This window comes from Methanocaldococcus vulcanius M7, from assembly GCF_000024625.1.
Lineage (GTDB): Archaea > AGJL01 > Methanococci > Methanococcales > Methanocaldococcaceae > Methanocaldococcus > Methanocaldococcus vulcanius.
In genome coordinates this window covers 1,055,854-1,072,200 of sequence record NC_013407.1, presented here as the reverse complement: position 1 = coordinate 1,072,200, position 16,347 = coordinate 1,055,854, and the positions used below count along the sequence as shown (strand labels likewise).

At 32.1% G+C, this 16,347-nt stretch carries 21 protein-coding genes; 6 read left to right on the top strand and 15 right to left on the bottom strand.

The window, feature by feature from the left end:
* The first annotated feature begins 129 nt into the window (after positions 1-129).
* Complete coding sequence (gene glnK1, locus METVU_RS05360) at positions 130-468, top strand: P-II family nitrogen regulator GlnK1 (protein ID WP_015733175.1); 339 nt, start codon at positions 130-132, stop codon at positions 466-468.
* A 62-nt stretch (positions 469-530) separates the two neighbouring features.
* On the opposite strand, the gene afpA is transcribed toward glnK1, so the two are convergent.
* Positions 531-1,100 carry an archaeoflavoprotein AfpA gene (afpA, locus tag METVU_RS05355; RefSeq protein ID WP_048197065.1) on the bottom strand — a complete coding sequence of 190 codons (570 nt, stop codon included), beginning with the start codon at positions 1,098-1,100 and terminating at the stop codon, positions 531-533.
* A 261-nt stretch (positions 1,101-1,361) separates the two neighbouring features.
* Between afpA and METVU_RS05350 the strand changes: the two genes are divergently transcribed.
* Positions 1,362-2,432, top strand: coding sequence for a phosphatase PAP2 family protein (locus METVU_RS05350; protein ID WP_015733173.1), 1,071 nt, complete (start codon positions 1,362-1,364; stop codon positions 2,430-2,432).
* Positions 2,433-2,510: 78 nt separating this feature from the next.
* On the opposite strand, the gene METVU_RS05345 is transcribed toward METVU_RS05350, so the two are convergent.
* The 4 genes from METVU_RS05345 to mfnA all read right to left on the bottom strand — a co-directional run bounded on the left by METVU_RS05345 (position 2,511) and on the right by mfnA (position 5,203).
* Positions 2,511-3,191, bottom strand: coding sequence for a translation initiation factor IF-6 (locus METVU_RS05345; protein ID WP_015733172.1), 681 nt, complete (start codon positions 3,189-3,191; stop codon positions 2,511-2,513).
* Between the two features lie 10 nt (positions 3,192-3,201).
* Positions 3,202-3,450: a 50S ribosomal protein L31e gene (locus METVU_RS05340; RefSeq protein ID WP_015733171.1), complete on the bottom strand. Its 249-nt coding sequence runs from the start codon at positions 3,448-3,450 to the stop codon at positions 3,202-3,204.
* A gap of 191 nt (positions 3,451-3,641) precedes the next feature.
* Positions 3,642-3,827, bottom strand: a complete 186-nt coding sequence (locus tag METVU_RS05335) for a hypothetical protein (RefSeq protein WP_015733170.1) — start codon at positions 3,825-3,827, stop codon at positions 3,642-3,644.
* Between the two features lie 194 nt (positions 3,828-4,021).
* Positions 4,022-5,203, bottom strand: a complete 1,182-nt coding sequence (gene mfnA / locus METVU_RS05330; protein WP_015733169.1) for a tyrosine decarboxylase MfnA — start codon at positions 5,201-5,203, stop codon at positions 4,022-4,024.
* Between the two features lie 239 nt (positions 5,204-5,442).
* Here mfnA and pth2 point away from each other — a divergent pair, with 239 nt between their 5' ends.
* A complete protein-coding gene (gene pth2 / locus METVU_RS05325; RefSeq protein WP_211204364.1) occupies positions 5,443-5,793 on the top strand; it encodes an aminoacyl-tRNA hydrolase in 351 nt (116 codons plus the stop codon).
* A gap of 61 nt (positions 5,794-5,854) precedes the next feature.
* On the opposite strand, the gene METVU_RS05320 is transcribed toward pth2, so the two are convergent.
* From METVU_RS05320 to METVU_RS05275, 10 genes are all read right to left on the bottom strand, one after another.
* Positions 5,855-6,592: a selenouridine synthase SelU-like subunit gene (locus METVU_RS05320; protein WP_015733167.1), complete on the bottom strand. Its 738-nt coding sequence runs from the start codon at positions 6,590-6,592 to the stop codon at positions 5,855-5,857.
* A gap of 8 nt (positions 6,593-6,600) precedes the next feature.
* On the bottom strand, positions 6,601-7,257 hold the full coding sequence (locus METVU_RS05315) for a selenouridine synthase SelU-like subunit (RefSeq protein ID WP_015733166.1): 657 nt from the start codon (positions 7,255-7,257) through the stop codon (positions 6,601-6,603).
* 274 nt (positions 7,258-7,531) lie between these two features.
* Complete coding sequence (locus METVU_RS05310) at positions 7,532-7,780, bottom strand: hypothetical protein (protein ID WP_015733165.1); 249 nt, start codon at positions 7,778-7,780, stop codon at positions 7,532-7,534.
* Between the two features lie 45 nt (positions 7,781-7,825).
* Positions 7,826-8,155 carry a hypothetical protein gene (locus tag METVU_RS05305; protein WP_015733164.1) on the bottom strand — a complete coding sequence of 110 codons (330 nt, stop codon included), beginning with the start codon at positions 8,153-8,155 and terminating at the stop codon, positions 7,826-7,828.
* 37 nt (positions 8,156-8,192) lie between these two features.
* Positions 8,193-9,587: a nitrogenase component 1 gene (locus METVU_RS05300; RefSeq protein WP_015733163.1), complete on the bottom strand. Its 1,395-nt coding sequence runs from the start codon at positions 9,585-9,587 to the stop codon at positions 8,193-8,195.
* Between the two features lie 22 nt (positions 9,588-9,609).
* Positions 9,610-11,046, bottom strand: a complete 1,437-nt coding sequence (locus tag METVU_RS05295; RefSeq protein ID WP_015733162.1) for a nitrogenase component I subunit alpha — start codon at positions 11,044-11,046, stop codon at positions 9,610-9,612.
* 86 nt (positions 11,047-11,132) lie between these two features.
* Positions 11,133-11,519, bottom strand: coding sequence for a P-II family nitrogen regulator (locus tag METVU_RS05290; RefSeq protein WP_015733161.1), 387 nt, complete (start codon positions 11,517-11,519; stop codon positions 11,133-11,135).
* Between the two features lie 14 nt (positions 11,520-11,533).
* The gene (locus METVU_RS05285) at positions 11,534-11,851 is read right to left on the bottom strand and encodes a P-II family nitrogen regulator (protein WP_015733160.1); all 318 of its coding nucleotides are present in this window, start codon (positions 11,849-11,851) and stop codon (positions 11,534-11,536) included.
* A 92-nt stretch (positions 11,852-11,943) separates the two neighbouring features.
* The gene (gene nifH / locus METVU_RS05280; RefSeq protein ID WP_015733159.1) at positions 11,944-12,798 is read right to left on the bottom strand and encodes a nitrogenase iron protein; all 855 of its coding nucleotides are present in this window, start codon (positions 12,796-12,798) and stop codon (positions 11,944-11,946) included.
* A gap of 277 nt (positions 12,799-13,075) precedes the next feature.
* Positions 13,076-13,672, bottom strand: a complete 597-nt coding sequence (locus METVU_RS05275) for an MBL fold metallo-hydrolase (RefSeq protein WP_015733158.1) — start codon at positions 13,670-13,672, stop codon at positions 13,076-13,078.
* Positions 13,673-13,878: 206 nt separating this feature from the next.
* Between METVU_RS05275 and modA the strand changes: the two genes are divergently transcribed.
* From modA to METVU_RS05260, 3 genes are read left to right on the top strand one after another with little or no spacing between them, the layout of a single operon-like run.
* Positions 13,879-14,667, top strand: coding sequence for a molybdate ABC transporter substrate-binding protein (gene modA, locus METVU_RS05270; protein ID WP_015733157.1), 789 nt, complete (start codon positions 13,879-13,881; stop codon positions 14,665-14,667).
* Between the two features lie 46 nt (positions 14,668-14,713).
* Positions 14,714-15,505: an ABC transporter permease gene (locus METVU_RS05265; RefSeq protein ID WP_015733156.1), complete on the top strand. Its 792-nt coding sequence runs from the start codon at positions 14,714-14,716 to the stop codon at positions 15,503-15,505.
* A complete protein-coding gene (locus tag METVU_RS05260) occupies positions 15,498-16,205 on the top strand; it encodes a Rossmann-like domain-containing protein (protein WP_015733155.1) in 708 nt (235 codons plus the stop codon). The genes METVU_RS05265 and METVU_RS05260 overlap by 8 nt, the downstream gene beginning before the upstream one ends.
* Positions 16,206-16,347 lie beyond the last annotated feature (142 nt).

Sequence of the window (16,347 nt, the reverse complement as noted above, 5' to 3'; positions counted from 1 at the left end):
CAAAGAAGGAATTTTCCTTCTTATTATTTAGGAACAGAGTATCTTTTTTCCTTTCAGATAAAAATAAAAATGATTAAAACAAGATCATCACTAAACAAAAATTAAACCACTGAAAAATGAGGTGAGATGATGAGGAAGGTTGAGGCGGTTATAAGGCCTGAGAAGTTGGAGATTGTTAAGAAGGCCTTGTCAGATGCTGGTTATGTTGGTATGACTGTTAGTGAGGTTAAGGGTAGGGGAGTTCAGGGTGGAATTGTTGAGAGGTATAGGGGGAGGGAGTATATTGTTGATTTGATTCCGAAGGTTAAGATTGAGTTGGTTGTTAAGGAAGAGGATGTTGATGATGTTATTAACATTATTTGCGAGAATGCAAGAACCGGAAACCCAGGAGACGGAAAAATCTTCGTCCTACCAGTAGAAAGAGTCGTAAGAGTAAGAACAAAAGAAGAAGGAAAAGAGGCATTATAAGAAATTTTTAATTTTTTATCACTTTTTATTATTTTATTATCTCATTTTGTCTAAATTTTACCTTATTTCTTAATTTCTCTCTTTTTTAATTCAATGTGTTTTAAAATAACCTTTTCTATATCTTCGGGCTTATTTAGTACTTCTATTCCTTCCATCTTTCTAATTTTTTCTACGTTTTCAATATCAACATCTCTCATGTATAAAGTTAATTTTTTATTTCCGGGAAGGATAGTTTCTACGGTTCCTTTTTTGTTATCTGGAGGGAATATATAGACAGGAACTCTCGCTTTCATCGCTTGAGCTACTGAGTTCGTTATTAACGTGTCTGCAATACCGTGAGCAATCTTTGCTGTTGTGTTTGCAGTTGCAGGAGCCACTAAAAACAGATCATACTTCCCAGTTTGCAGTTTTCCAACTAAAAAAGGAGCATTTGAGTTTACTTCAACTCTCAAATCGTAAAATTCATCCTCTAAAACTTGCCATAATTTATACCACTTGATCACGATCTTTGCATTTTTGGAGAGGTATACATCTACATCCAAGTTGTGTTTATTTTTTAACTTCTTCATTATTTCAACAACTTCATTAATTTTATCTCCGCATCCTGTTATGCCCCATGCGATCTTTAACATAAATATCACGCATAAAATTATTGTATTTTCTATTTTATCATTTGTTATTTCTGTTATTGTAATATATAGCATATTTGCTCCACACTCTTTAAGTTAAAAAAATTTTATAAAATTAAATATCAGATCTTATTTCGCAACTTTTTAACTTTAATAATTTTTTATAAATAATTTTTTATATCGATAAATTTAATAACACATAAAGAGGTAAATATAACCTACATTTATAAGTTGTTAAGTTGACATTTGATTTGGTGGGGTTTTATGGATTTGTATGCAATTGCTGAAAGCTTGGTTAGTCATTACGGATATGTAGGGATATTTTTAATTTCATTTACTGAGGCGTTTATCCAGCCGATACCCCCAGATGTCTTTATAATTGGGGCGTCTTATTTTGGTTTAAATCCAATAATCACTGCAATAGTGGCTACTGTTGGAACTACTCTTGGAGGAATTTTTGGTTATTTTTTAGGGTATAAACTCGGACATCCTATTTTTGTAAAAATCTTTGGAGAGAAGTATTTAAAAAAAGGAGAAGAGTTTTTTGATAAGTATGGGGTTTATGGAGTGGTTTTAGCAGGATTTTCTCCTCTGCCTTATAAGGTTATTGCTTGGCTTGCAGGAATATTTGAAATGGATTTAACCCTATTTGCAATCGGAACGATAGTTGGTAGATTACCGAGATTCTTAGCAGTAGCGTATTTTGGAAATGTTCTCCAGAAATTTTATGATATAAAAACAATGAATTTCGGGAATATAAATATTTACAACTTTAATTACAATTTATTTTATATTATCAACTCTCATTATAATCCAATACTCGATATATTTATGATTATACTTTCTAAAACTGTCTATCCTCTTGTAGGAGTTATTGCATTAACACTTCTAATTAAAAACAGAAAGTTAGGGATTAAATTGGTTTTCTGTCTGATTTTTGCAGTTATTTTAACCTATGTTTTAAAGTATATAATTTATGAGCCAAGACCGTATTTAGTGTTAAGCAATGTTCATCTATTGTTATACAAAGGGGTAGAATCAAGTTTTCCAAGTGGGCACACTGTTCTGGCGTTTGCCACTGCAACTTTTCTATTTTTTGGATATTCGAGAAAATTAGGAATTCTTTTCTTAATTTGGGCATTTTTGGTGGGGTATAGTAGAGTGTATGTGGGGGTGCACTATCCAATTGATGTGTTTGCTGGAATGATCATTGGTATTGTTTGTGGATATATCATAAATCATCAGTTTTTTGAGTATTATGTTGAAAAAATAGTCCATTATGGAAATAAAATCGAAAATAAAATTAAAATTATCTTTAAATTAAGACAACAATAAAATCAAAAATAAAGCAGGAAATAAAAATACTAAAATACTAAAAGAATATACTAAGGGCATAAGATAAACATCCGAGTATTAGATCATACCTAACGCATCCTCTATTATCAGTAGTTCGGGACCTGTGGTGTCTCCACCAACCACTGCTCCTTTTGAGTTTGCAATAATACAAGCCCCTACTGATGTTGTTCCTTTGTTTGCAGTTCCTTTTCCTATGTATTCAACATCAAAAAGATCCTTTAAAAATTTAAGCTCGTCTTCTTCAACTAATGGGTGTGTTAAACATCCTTTGTTTGTTATAACTGCATTACTCCCAACGGTTGGAAGTTCTGCTATTGTGCCAATCTCTACATCAACGTTCAAATAATCTTCTATATCTTTTTTGAAATCTTTCAATTCTGGAGAAATTAGCGCTCCTTTATCGTTTGTTAAGATCAGGTTTCCCAAAGCCGTGTTTTTTGATTTTATTATGCCAATATTTAGATCCAACCCAATATCATTTAAAAATTTTTTTATCTCTTCCATCTCTTTATCTTCAACAATTTTAGGCAGTAGGAGACCATACTTGTTCGCAACAGATAAAGAACCGATTAAAGAACTGCCTCCTATATTTGTTTGTAGACAGTGCGTTTTTAGAACGTTTGACACTTCATCTACATCATCTTTATCCAAGAATATTGGAAGTAAAGTTATTTCTTCGGTAGTTAATGCTAATACACCGATTGTCGGGATTCCTGAGAAGTATTTTCTTATTATCATAATTGATCACTTATTCTGCTAATGTTGCAATTACAACATTTCCTTCTTTAACTGCTTTAACTCTTACTCTTGCAGGTGGTTTTTGAATGCCTCTCTCCCAAATTTTTTCGTTTAATTCACTGTCTATCTTAACAATTTCTGCTTTCATATGTCTTTTTAAGAACTGTCTTATCTTTCTTATTGCTCTTGGAGCTCTCTTGTTTCTAACTGATCTATTTATAACGTCTCTCAAAGGTATAGTGTAGATTCTTTCTTCCATAGTTAAACACCTCCAAAAAATTAGTTGAATAAAAATAACTACCAACTATCATATACAAAATAGATATTTAAAGATTATGCTCATTTGCTTTACGTGGTTTATTGGATACTTCATTTAAGTATTTTAATAAGTATTTTAATTATGTTAGGTGGGTTCATTTAACTAATTTTTCCTATTCTGTTTATTAAGTTTTATTTTAAATTTCGTAAAGTGTTTAAATATTCTTCTTTCCTAAGTTTTAGTTCGTTAATCTTTTCTTGAATATACTTTATCTCATCTTCATTTTTATGGGTAGTTAATAACCACTCTAATCTTGTTATTTTTTGGTCTATCTCTACAATATTTTTTATAAGGGTATCTTTCAATGCTTTATCCATTATCCCCCTCCCCCCAAAGATTTTACAATTTTTAAAAATCTAAAAAATAAAAAATTGGCATTAGTTAAAGGTATTATTTAAATAATACTATCTAAATTCGCTTATATACTTTTCGATATTTGTATTTCAAATTTTATGATTAAAATATTGAATAATCTAATGAATAACTATTTAAAATTTTAAAAAATATTATTTTAGTTCTTTTTAACTTCACATAATTGTTCTATGAAGTTGTCAATGTGCTCTTTTTTTATGTGGGGCATGATAACAACTCTCAATGCTTCAACACAGTTGCAAATTGAAACATATATCCCTCTATCTTTGAGATTTTTACATGTTTCCTTGTAGTTTTCATCTCTAATTGCAACAATATTTAATATAGGGTTTATAACGGTCTCGAATCCATTCTCTTTCAACTTTTTACTAAGGTAGAGGGTGTTATCCATACACTTACTCACTATCTTTCTTTGCCCTTCTCTTCCTAAAAGTTTCAAAACAGCGTAGGTGCAAGCCCCTCCAAAGCCAACTCTTGTTCCCAAGATTGTTGCTTGTTTTGTTTCAGTCAAATATGGAGCGTTTACATCTAAATAAGATCTGTAAGTTTCATTTTTGAACAGTATACCCCCGCAGGGAATTGGACAGTGTCCCATTTTGTGTGGATCTATTGTTATTGAATCCACTCCCAGTGAAAAATCAAATTTGTAGCTAATATTTTTTCTTTTATATTTTTCCTCCAAGAAGGGAATTACTAACCCCCCAAACGCTGCATCTACGTGGAGGTAGATGTTATGCTCTTTGGAGATATTGCTTAACTTTTCAATATTATCGATAGTTCCTAACTCTGTTGTTCCTGCAATTCCAACAATTCCATCTATTTCTTCATCTTCAACGGTATCTTTAACAAATTTTATATCTATGGTATAATCATCTTTTATGGGGGCGTAGATATAGTCGAAATCCATCATGTCTCTTCCTTTTTCAAACGAAAAGTGGGCAGTTATTGGAATGACAATTTTTGGATTTTCATTTTTTGTTAGGTTTTTTCTCTTTTTTTCTTTCCAAATATTCTTTATACATCTCAATGCCATTAAATTAGCTTCCGTTCCTCCACTTACTATATGACCATAGACATTTTTTCCGTTCATTAGTGATCCGAGAAGTGAAACTGCTTTTTCCTCTAAGATCTTAGTTCCTTTAAATAACCCAGGATCTCCTAAGTTTGTTTCTAAAAACATATCTACAATTTTTTTAGTTATTGGCAATACGTTGGAACACATGGATCCAAAAATTTTTCCATCCTCATACTTTAAATCCATCTTTCTATATTTCTCTAATTCTTCCAGTATATCCTTCTCATCTACTCCTTTTTCTTCCATATCTCTCATCCTTCATTTTTATTGTTATTTCATTCAATTTTACTAAATTTTATTAATTTTTTATTATATTGCTTAACCGTAAATTTCAATATTTATATCTTATGCTATCCTCAAATTTTTAGTTCAAAATCTTTTTAAATTGGTTGTTAATGTTTTTATTAATCATTATTATCATGGTTTTATAACCTTTGGCATTAACCTACGGTTATATACAAGTGTATGAATATATGAGAGTTGAGATTATGAAGATGGTTGTTGTGATAAGAAACGATCTTGGAATGGGTAAGGGAAAGATGGTTGCTCAGGGTGGTCATGCAATAATAGAAGCATTTTTAGATGCTAAAAGGAAAAATTCAAAAATAGTTGAGGAATGGTTAAGAAGTGGACAGAAAAAGGTTGTAGTTAAGGTAAACTCAGAGAAAGAACTGTTAGACGTGTATAACAAAGCAAGGAGTGAAGGATTACCTTGTTCAATCATTAGAGATGCCGGACACACCCAATTAGAGCCCGGAACTTTAACTGCTGTTGCTATTGGCCCAGAAAAGGATGAAAAGATAGACAAAATAACTGGAAATTTAAAACTTCTTTAATTTTATTTTTTATATATTTTATAATACTTTTATAATACTATGATACTATTATTTATCTGTATTATATTTTTATCTTTTTTATTACTTTTTTATTATCTTTATTTTTTATCATTATTTTTCCCGATATATGCTTAAATGCCTTATAACCCCCTATCAACCGTTTTACTTTAAATCCAAGAAGTTGTAAAATTAAAGCCATTGTTTGACTCCTCATTCCACCCCTTGCACAAAAAACGACAATTGTTTTTTTCCTATCAAGATTTTTTGCCTCATTTAAAATTCTTTTTAGCCCATTTTCGATTATTTCAATTGCTATATCAATTGCCTTATCTTTTCCTTCTTTTTTGTAAATTTTTCCTATTAATTCATGCTCTTTATCCAAAAATAGAGGGATATTTATCGCTCCATCGATGGTTTCTTCTTTAAATTCCCTTGGGCTTCTTACATCAACTAATATAATGTTCTCATCATTCATAATTTCTAACAATTCCTTAACGGTTATTGTGGTATTAGTTAGCTCTCCCCCTATTGATTTTAAATATTTTTCAGTATCTACCAACTCCAAATAAACACTATACTCCCCAAAATTTTTTATTACTGGCTTATTGGTTTTATTTTTTTTCACATCTTTGATGAGTTCTCTTGAAGAGGTAAGTATAAACGATGCGAGATCTCCTTCTATTTTTCCAGCTAATATTTTTTCTCCGTTGGTTATCATCTTTCTCCCATCATTCAACACAATACATAAAACAACATCTCCTGTAAAATTTATCAGTCGAGATAAAATTTCTTCATCCATATTTTCCCTCAAATTATGTTATGAAGTTTTAATTTTTCTTTAATAAAGGAGTCGATAATTTTTACTGATTCTGAAATGTTCTCATTGTATACAACTAAATCAGGATTTATTTTTCTCACATTTCTTAGATAGTGTTCTCTATAAAGTTTTTCTTCTATTAACTTCGCTGATTCATAGTAGTTATCTTCTTTTATTAGTTCTATTATCTTGTTTACTGTTTCGATCATTTCTGGCTTTTTAAAGCTATTTTTAAGTATTTCGAATTTATTTAGAAGGATTTTTTTCTCTTCTTCATTTTTTGGTTTGTAGATAGAGATTAATCTCTTTATCTGACATTCATATGGGCAGTCGATAAGAATCTTGTATGTGTAATTTTTAATGTCTCCAAGAAGATCGGGTATTTTTAGTTTTTTCTCCCCTCCTATTTTTCTACCTTCATATTCAACAACTACATATCCGATTTTTTTGACACGTTCGATTTCTTCGTTTATTATTTTAGAAAACTCCTCCTGATCTCTCATATTTAGGTGATAAAGATCTCCAAGCACACTTCCTCGTGTTCTTGCGATTTCTTCAATATCTATAACAGGGTGTTTCTTTTTTAACTCCTGCAGTATTTCTGTTTTTCCGCATCCCGTTTTTCCAAATAGTCCAAATATAATCATACTCTCACCGATGGTGTTAGTTTTAGTTTTTTGAATATATATAGGTTATTAAATAATTTTTGATGTTGCCATAATTGTTTCATATATTAAAACTTTGTTTTTGATTAATTTTAATTATTTTAATTAATTTTTTAATGTCTTTAAATTCACGAATATAATAATTTATACAATTAAACTTTAATTAAACTTTATGTATAAATTAACATATTATCTGTCCTAAAAATGAAAAATATAAAAATTTAGGATAAGAGAGGAAAAAGAGGAAGAAAAAAGTTCAATGAATTAACAGAGATTTGACATTTTGAATCATAGATAGTGCTAATTTAAGTGCCTCAATATTTATATAATTAAACTCATAATCAAAATTGTAAGAGTTGTAAACCATAACTTTATCTCCGATCTTAACATTTTGAGATATTGGAATCATTATTTCCCTCACTTCTCCGTTTATTTCAATTAAGGGAACTCTAACATCTCCTTTTACTATAAAGCCCTTAAAGATTCCGATTTCTCCATAACACATAATATCACCCTTATATTTTGGTTATTTAACCAATTTTTTCTTTAATTATTTATTTGCTTCTCTAACTCTGAAAAGCCAATTTATGCCATATTTTTTTAAGGTTTCCTCTATTGCATCGATTATATCATCTGGAACTCCAAATTTTTTTAATTCTTCAACGTTTTTAATCTCCTCAGGATCCCCATAACCTCCTTCGATCTCATCTATTAGATATTTTGCAACAATTCCGGGGATATTTTCTACCTTTACTGCCTCAAACAGTATAGCATCTTTGTGAGGAATTTCTTTCTTTTTTATGTAAAAAACAATACAATGGAAGTTATCTCCTTCTACAATGTTCCCGAATTCGTCATATTTTTTAAACTCAACGATCATCGTATCCCGAATATCATATTTGTTAATATCATATTTGTTATTGTTGTTTTTGATCCCATGGAACTTGCGTGTCTAATATTGTATTAACTATCTCATCAAAAAACCTTAAACTTCCCATATATCCAACAATTGGCCATCTGAAATAACCAACTCTGTCATATATTGGGAATCCCATTCTTACCAATCCTATACCCATATCTTCGGCTATTTTAACTCCTCCTCTTGGATGCCCGATGAGAAGATCTATCTCCTCCTTTTTAACTGATTTTTCAAAGTCCCACAGATCGGAGTATTGGACTTCAATATCTATGTTATATTCATTTGCAAGCTCCTCCATTGCCTTTTTATAGGTTGTAGATGGAGTTTGAGTATTAACAACAGTCGGTTTCATTCCCATTTCACACACAAACCGTGAAACAGATATAACAAAGTCCGGATCTCCAAATATACCAACTTTTTTATCCATGGTGTAGTGGATGGTATCAACTATTGCATCAACCAACTTTCCTCTTTCATCCAATAACTTATCTGGAATCTCTAATCCGGTGATCTTTGCAATATTTATAATAAAATCATCCGTATTTTTAATTCCTATTGGTAATCCATAATAAGCAGGAATTTTATATCTCCTCTCCAAAAATACTGCTCCACTTCCTCCTGCATGCTTACAAAGGATGAAAATGGCTTTTGCATTTATTATATCTTCAAATTCCTCAACTTTTGTTCCACCACTTGGATAGTAAGGAATTTCTCTAATTGGTGCTCTGAGAGGTTGATAAAGCGTTTCACTAATGTCAAATAAAACGGAATAATCCTCTCCTTCTTTTAAACCAAACATATTCAATATTCTCTTAATCTCTAAAATGTCTCCCGGGTTTACACCAAATCCTGGAACTATCATTATTTTTTTAGCTTTTTCTTCGTCTCTTTTCTTTCCAGAGGTAAAATACTGAAAGAATGCCTTAACCGCGTTATCATATCCTTTAACGTGGCTTGCTTGATACGATGGGCAGTGAATTGGAATTATTGGAAGTTTTGCTTTTTCCTCCCCAAATTCTGAGGCAATCTTTTTTCTTGCTGCCCTAATAAATGCTTCTATATCATCTCCTATTGTCTCAGAGGAACACGTTGTTACAACTGAAATTAACTCAGGATCATATCTTGCTACTAAATTTCTTAAACCTTCCACTAAATTTCTCATTCCTCCATAAACAGCAGCATCTTCGTGAAATGAAGCAACTGCAATCGTTGCAGGTTCTCTAAAATGTCTGTTAAATGCGTATCTTACATATGTGCAACATCCCTGAGATCCCTGGACAAATGGAATCCCTTTATGTACTCCCAAAGTAGCCCACATTGCCCCAATTGGTTGACATGTTTTATTTGGGTTTATAGTCCCTGCTCTCTGTTTTTCAACATAATTTATAGCCATGCGATCACCCAAAAGTTAAAATTTATATATTTTCGCATTTTTTAAGCCCTTCGAATTTTTTCTCTCCTTCTTTTACAATATCCCAAATTGGATGATAAATTGCTTTATAAATATCTCTTGCAAAGTTAACGAATCCTCTAAAACCTGCATATGGTCCCTGTTCATAGCTGTGAGAGTTGATTGTCGGAATTCCAAATTTTCTGAATAAATATCTTTCTTTTAATCCAGTAAGCATAAAGTCGGGTTTGTATTTCTCAACCGCTTCTTCTAATTCGAGTTCGTTAGGGGCATCGATAACTAAAACACCTTTAAGTCCCGCTTTTTTAAAGTTTTTATTTAATTTTTCATAATCATCTTCATGAGCAAATGTGCAACATGCAACGACATATTTTATTCCAAGTTCTTTCATCGCTCTAACCCAGTGCCATGTTCTTGGCCCTCCAACATAAACAAGACAGGTTTTTCCTTCTAATTTTGATTTATAGAACTCTATTTGTGGTTTTATTGACTCAATTTCCTCTTTTATAACTTCTTCAACTCTATCCATTGGTATATTTAATGATTCTGCTGTTTTTCTTAACGCCTCAGCTGTCTGTTCAATTCCAAATAATGAAACCCAAATTCTTGGTATATTAAATCCGTCTCTAATCATCTCTGCAATATAGTTGGCAGATCTCTGACAGTGAACGACACACAACTTAACATCTGGCAATTTAAACAAATCATCAAACGAAGCGTTTCCAGTAAAGACAGTTACAACCCTACACCCGATTTTTTCAAATAACGGCTTTATAACTGCCATGTCCCAGTCCATATTATACTCTCCAACTATTGCTATATCGTAGGGTGTTTTTTCCTCTTCTTTTAAACATTTTTCTGGAAATTTCTCCCTTGCTTTTTTTAGCCATCTGTAAAACTCTGTGTTAAATATGTGGTGTCCTTTTGATTGAGAACAACCTGCATATCCCGGACAGTTGCAAGCAAAGACAGGTTTTCCTATTTTTTCTTCTACTTTTTTTGCAACTGCTCCCAAATTATCTCCGATCAAACCCGTTGTGCATGTTGCATAAATGATAATTCCCTTTGCTTCTGGAAATTCTGCGGCTGCCTCTAAACAAGCTTTTTCAAGTTTTTTCTCTCCCCCATAAACAACATCTGCCTCTTGCATGTCTGTTGTAAAGCAGTATCTTCTATGCAACTCACAATCAGATAGATTTCTTCTTGTTCCCCAAGTGTAATAAGCACACCCTACAGGGCCATGAACCATATGTATAACATCTTTTATCGGCCCTCCAACGACTCCCCTACCTCCTGCAAATGTGCAACCTCTTTCAGTCATATCTCCCGGAACCGTTTTAATATTACAGGCAGGGATTATCTCCTCCTCTGGATCGTAAATGTAAGTATGCTTCATTCTTTCAGGTATGGGTTTATCGCAACCCAATAACACAAAGGGCATAGTATTTCACCTTGTCTATTTTAACTCGCTATTTTATTTAAATCATATCCCCATATTAATAACTAATTAAATACTCGAATTTATAATTAGTTTCCTATTGCTTCAATTCCAAACTCTCCTGTTCTTATTCTTATTGCCTCATCAATTGGCATAACGAATATTTTTCCATCTCCTGGCTTTCCAGTTTTATTTATCTTCATTATTATTCCCACTACGAGAGGGACATCTGTGTCATCCACAACTATCGAGATCATTCTTTTTGGAATATATTTCATTCTCATTCCCAACTTTTCTCCTTCTTTGAGGATTTTCTCTTTATCTACATCTTCGGGAAGTTTTGCATCAATATATCCCCTCTCTTTTCCTCTCCCAAAACAACTAATCACCGTCATTGCTGGAAATCCAACAGCTTCAAGTGCTTTTCCTGTCTTTGCTACCATGTTAGGCCTAATAATTGCTAAGATTTCTTTCATCGTTTCACCGATCCCTACAACTCTCGAGATCCTGTTCTAATCGTGTAAGCTTCTTCAATTGGCTGAATAAAGATCTTTCCATCTCCAAAATTTCCTGTATGGGCGTTGATCTTTATGATCTCCACGACCTCATCCACTTCATCGTCATTAACGCCAATTAATAGCATCGTTTTTGGAAGTTCGTCATAGAATATTTCTCCAATCTTTAATCCACCCTGTTTCCCCCTTCCTACAACATCAATCTTAGTGAAAGATGGATAACCAGCATTTTCCAATGCGTTAATTACATCATCCACTTTTTCTGGCCTTATAATTGCTTTTATTAATTTCAAAATTCCACCCCATCATCTTTGGACTTTTTACTAAAATCAATAAAATGAAGCCATAATTAAACGAATATTGGGCAAATATTTATAACATCTTATTAATCAAGCAATCCATACTTTTCAACGAGTTTTTCCAGTTGATCCATTGAAAGTGGAGTTGGAACCACCAGTTCATCATTATCCATAATTTTTTTCCCCAATTTTTTGTATTCATGTGCTTGGGGATGATCTGGAGCGAATTCAACAACTGTCATCTTATTAAACTCAGCTTTTTGGACAATATTGTCTCTGGGAATAAAGTGTATTAACTTGGTTCCCAGCATTTCGCAAAACTCTTCCATCAACTCTTTTTCTCCATCAACTTTTCTTGAATTACAGATAATTCCTCCCAACCTAACACCTGATTGCTCAGCATATTTTAAGATACCTCTCGCAATGTTGTTAGCTGCATAGAGAGCCATCATCTCTCCCGAAGAGACAATATAGATCTCTTTTGCCAGCCCATCTCTTAGTGGCATTGCGAATCCTCCACATACAACATCCCCCAATACATCAAAGAACAGAAAATCCAAATCATCAGGATACCCTCCAAGTTCGATCATCATATTAACTGCGGTTATAACTCCTCTTCCAGCACAGCCAACTCCTGGCTCAGGCCCTCCACTTTCTACGCATAAAATTCCTCCAAATCCAACTTTTCTGACTTTTTCCAACGTAACTCCTTCCTCCCCTTCTTCCCTTAACACATCCATAACCGTCTCTTGTGGTTTACCGTGTAAAATCATTCTCGTTGAATCGGCTTTTGGATCACATCCGTGGATCATTCCTTTTAAATTGTAGTAGTATGCCAACGCAGCAGCAGTATTTTGAGTTGTGGTTGATTTACCAATTCCTCCTTTTCCATAAATAGCAACTTTCTTTGCATTTGGAGCAATCTCATCATAAACACTCATAAACTCACCTCAATTATCGGTAGTAGGAAACCTATTTCCTATATATTTAACAGCAATCTAATAATGATAAGTTATGATATATATACTTTACGGTTGTAGGTTGCTTTTTTCCTTTACTATATTGATATAAATAATTGGATACATAAATAAGAATTATAAAAATTAGTTGGACTAATTTTCATATCTTAATATGATATTTTAATGAAAATGCCTAATATTGCCACCCTACTTGTCTCAATACTTACGATACAACATATATGGATATGGTATTAATTAACTAAATAAACTCTTCTTTATAAACAATCCCATCGTGTCCAGTTATAACATTCTTTTTTAATAATTTTATTCTTCTCAAACTTCCTTTTGCAGATCTATAATCAACTATACTGGGAGGTAGAATATCCTCTATGATATTCTCTCTTAGTGGGGCGGCATCCCCAACAATAACATAATCCCCATATACAACTGAAACAGAACCATACGTATGCCCTGGAGTTTTTAATATCGTTATTTCATCATCTTGAAATTTTTCAATTGGAGTAAATTCCTCAATTTCGTCTATACTAGTATATAGCTTACAGCCATTATACTCAACAATGCATTCTTGTGCAGAGGAGTATATCTCAGCATTACAAAATAAATCATTATTTGCTACATGATTACAATGTCTATGGGTATTTATAACTACATCAATATCTTTTGGTTCTAAGTTTAATTTTTTTAATTCTTTTATAATCAACTCTCTTTTATCCTTTGTTGACGTATCTACTATTATATTATGACTTTTTGTTTGGATAAAAGTTATTGAGGACGATGCTTTTTTTATTATATTATTTTTTCTAACAAATTCACCCTCGTAGAGAAGTTTTATCATAAGATCACCTCATACGGAATTATTTTTCCTTATGATATTAGGTTTATATATAATTTTCTATTGGTATTGTTAATTAAATACACGTATAGGAAGTAGGTATCCTAATACCGAAAAGTATATATATAATACATGAATAGCATATAACAAAAGCAAACATTAAAATAAAAAATTGTAAGCATGATTCACGTTCTTATTTGAGTGAGATTATGAACAGAAAAATAGCATCAATATTTGGGTTATTGGTAATAATAACAACAATTTTGGCTTCTGGATGCACACAAAAAACTGAAACTAAAGAAGAAGTAATACATGCCTATGTTGGAGCTGGAATGCAAAAGCCAATGGATGAAATTGGAAAGATGTTTGAAAAAAAGTATGGGATAAAATTGGAGTATGACTACGCAGGAAGCGGGTATCTCTATTCAAAAATCTTAGCATCAAACGAAGGAGATATATTCATGCCCGGAGCTTATTTCTACATTGGAAAACTTGAGAAAAAAGGATACATACTAAAATACGAAAATTTTACAAAACATATACCTGTGATTGTAGTCCAAAAAGGAAATCCAAAGAATATAACATGTCTTGAAGATTTGGAGAAGCCAGGAGTTAAATTAGCATTAGGGGATGACGACATAGCAATTGGAAGAACAGTTAAAAAGATTCTACAAAAAGCGGAAAACTACAATCCAGGAATCTCAGAAAAAATTAATAAGAATGTTGTTGTTAGAGGAGCTACCGTAAAACAGGTTTTAATGTATGTTATAGAAGGAGATGTTGATGCTGCGATAGTTTGGAGAGCTGATGCTGTTGAAAATAAAGATAAGGTAGATATTATCCCAATAGATCCAAAATACAATGTTATAAAGACAGTTCCAATAGCGATATTAAAAACTACAAAAAATAAAGAAAATGCAGAGAAATTTTACAACTTCGTTTTAACAGATGGAAAAAATATATTTAAAAAATATGGTTTTGAAATAATTGGGAACTAACAAGATTAAACTTAAATCTTAAATATTAATCTTAAAGGGGTTTGCTATGATTCAAAATAACTTGAAAACTATTTCAACCATCCCATTAATTTTGTTCTTAGCAATGATTGTTTGTATACTAATTTCCATACTTGAAAACATATCTATAAAAAATTTATTTGATGCATTAGTATCAGAAGAAGTTAGATTTTCGGTTGCTCTTAGTGTAAAATGTTCAATTATTGCAATAATCCTCGCTCTATTGATTGGTGTCCCATCTGGATATGCACTTGCAAGATACAACTTTAAAGGGAAGGAGATTATTGACAGCTTAATAAATCTTCCAATCTTGCTTCCACCTCTTGTGCTTGGGTTTGGATTGCTTTTATTTTTGGGAAATAATTGCACTGGACAATTTATTAACAATATACTTGATCTGGTATTCACTCAAAATGGTATAATACTCGCACAATTTGTAATAGCAACCCCGTTTATAATTAGAACAACAAGAGCTGTCTTTGAAAGTATAGATGTGAAATATGAGTATGTGGCTCAAAGTTTGGGTTTGAGTAGATCTGAAAGTTTTTTGAAGATAACTCTTCCAATGGCAAAAAGTGGGATACTTGCTGGAGCGATTCTTGGATGGGCAAGAGCTATCGGAGAATTTGGAGCAACGTTGATGATTGCAGGAGCCACAAAGATGAAGACAGAGACACTTCCAATAGCTATATTTTTAAATGTATCCATTGGAAACATAGATCTTGCACTTGCAATTGCAGTTGTGCATATTATTATTGCAGTATTGATCATATCGTTAATGAAATTTGTAATAAATCTAAATGGTGAACGTTATGGTTGATGTTAGAGGGTTTTTAAAAGATCTTGTTGAAAAGAATAGGTTATTGGATGAGGTTGTGGAGATAAAGATTTCTGATACTAAGTTGGATACTACTCGAATTAAGGATTATCCTTTGATGAGTGGGAAGGAGATTTTGTTGAGGGCTGATTTTAAAGGATGTTATGGGGATGCCTTCACAGATAAACCCGTTGAATTTAAAGGAACTGTAAGGGAGCTTTTGGATAAAGGAAGTAGGGCAGAGGTTGTGGCAACGTTAAATGCAGTTATGAGGTATCTTGGGTTAGTGGATAGAACAGTCCACTGCTCGGGGGATGAGCCAGAGAAGTGTGCAAAAGAGTTGGTTAAATATTTAAAAGAATTAAATCCGAAGAAGATCGGGGTTGTTGGATTACAACCAGCATTTGTTAAAGAGATTGTAGATACCTTTGGAGCGGAAAATGTATTAGTAAGTGATTTAAATCCTGAAAATATTGGAAAAATAAAGTATGGAGTTAGAATAATCCACGGAAAATACAATGAAGAAGTAATAAAAAACTCAGATATTGTTTTAGCAACTGGCTCAACCATCGCAAACGGAACTTTCGAAGAAATCTGGAACCTCGCTAAAAAATACAACAAAAAAATAATATTCTACGGCACAACAATAGCAGGAATCTCCAAAATATTAAAAGTCGAAAGATTCTGCAAACTCGGGAGATAAAAATTTAAATTTAAAAGGTAATATTTCATTTTATTATTTATTTGTTATTTATTATAAAACGTTTACTTTATAATTTGATAAGTTGATTTTGATAAAAAATATTTTAATAATAAAGTCAAATTAACAAAAAGTAATAAGGAAA

Excerpts from the sequence above, each read along its gene's own strand:
- glnK1 (WP_015733175.1), top strand. The coding sequence starts at position 130 with ATGAGGAAGGTTGAGGCGGTTATAAGGCCTGAGAAGTTGGAGATTGTT.
- afpA (WP_048197065.1), bottom strand. The coding sequence starts at position 1,100 with ATGTTAAAGATCGCATGGGGCATAACAGGATGCGGAGATAAAATTAAT.
- METVU_RS05350 (WP_015733173.1), top strand. The coding sequence starts at position 1,362 with ATGGATTTGTATGCAATTGCTGAAAGCTTGGTTAGTCATTACGGATAT.
- METVU_RS05345 (WP_015733172.1), bottom strand. The coding sequence starts at position 3,191 with ATGATAATAAGAAAATACTTCTCAGGAATCCCGACAATCGGTGTATTA.
- METVU_RS05340 (WP_015733171.1), bottom strand. The coding sequence starts at position 3,450 with ATGGAAGAAAGAATCTACACTATACCTTTGAGAGACGTTATAAATAGA.
- METVU_RS05335 (WP_015733170.1), bottom strand. The coding sequence starts at position 3,827 with ATGGATAAAGCATTGAAAGATACCCTTATAAAAAATATTGTAGAGATA.
- mfnA (WP_015733169.1), bottom strand. The coding sequence starts at position 5,203 with ATGGAAGAAAAAGGAGTAGATGAGAAGGATATACTGGAAGAATTAGAG.
- METVU_RS05320 (WP_015733167.1), bottom strand. The coding sequence starts at position 6,592 with ATGGATGAAGAAATTTTATCTCGACTGATAAATTTTACAGGAGATGTT.
- METVU_RS05315 (WP_015733166.1), bottom strand. The coding sequence starts at position 7,257 with ATGATTATATTTGGACTATTTGGAAAAACGGGATGCGGAAAAACAGAA.
- METVU_RS05310 (WP_015733165.1), bottom strand. The coding sequence starts at position 7,780 with ATGTGTTATGGAGAAATCGGAATCTTTAAGGGCTTTATAGTAAAAGGA.
- METVU_RS05305 (WP_015733164.1), bottom strand. The coding sequence starts at position 8,155 with ATGATCGTTGAGTTTAAAAAATATGACGAATTCGGGAACATTGTAGAA.
- METVU_RS05300 (WP_015733163.1), bottom strand. The coding sequence starts at position 9,587 with ATGGCTATAAATTATGTTGAAAAACAGAGAGCAGGGACTATAAACCCA.
- METVU_RS05295 (WP_015733162.1), bottom strand. The coding sequence starts at position 11,046 with ATGCCCTTTGTGTTATTGGGTTGCGATAAACCCATACCTGAAAGAATG.
- METVU_RS05290 (WP_015733161.1), bottom strand. The coding sequence starts at position 11,519 with ATGAAAGAAATCTTAGCAATTATTAGGCCTAACATGGTAGCAAAGACA.
- nifH (WP_015733159.1), bottom strand. The coding sequence starts at position 12,798 with ATGAGTGTTTATGATGAGATTGCTCCAAATGCAAAGAAAGTTGCTATT.
- METVU_RS05275 (WP_015733158.1), bottom strand. The coding sequence starts at position 13,672 with ATGATAAAACTTCTCTACGAGGGTGAATTTGTTAGAAAAAATAATATA.
- modA (WP_015733157.1), top strand. The coding sequence starts at position 13,879 with ATGAACAGAAAAATAGCATCAATATTTGGGTTATTGGTAATAATAACA.
- METVU_RS05265 (WP_015733156.1), top strand. The coding sequence starts at position 14,714 with ATGATTCAAAATAACTTGAAAACTATTTCAACCATCCCATTAATTTTG.
- METVU_RS05260 (WP_015733155.1), top strand. The coding sequence starts at position 15,498 with ATGGTTGATGTTAGAGGGTTTTTAAAAGATCTTGTTGAAAAGAATAGG.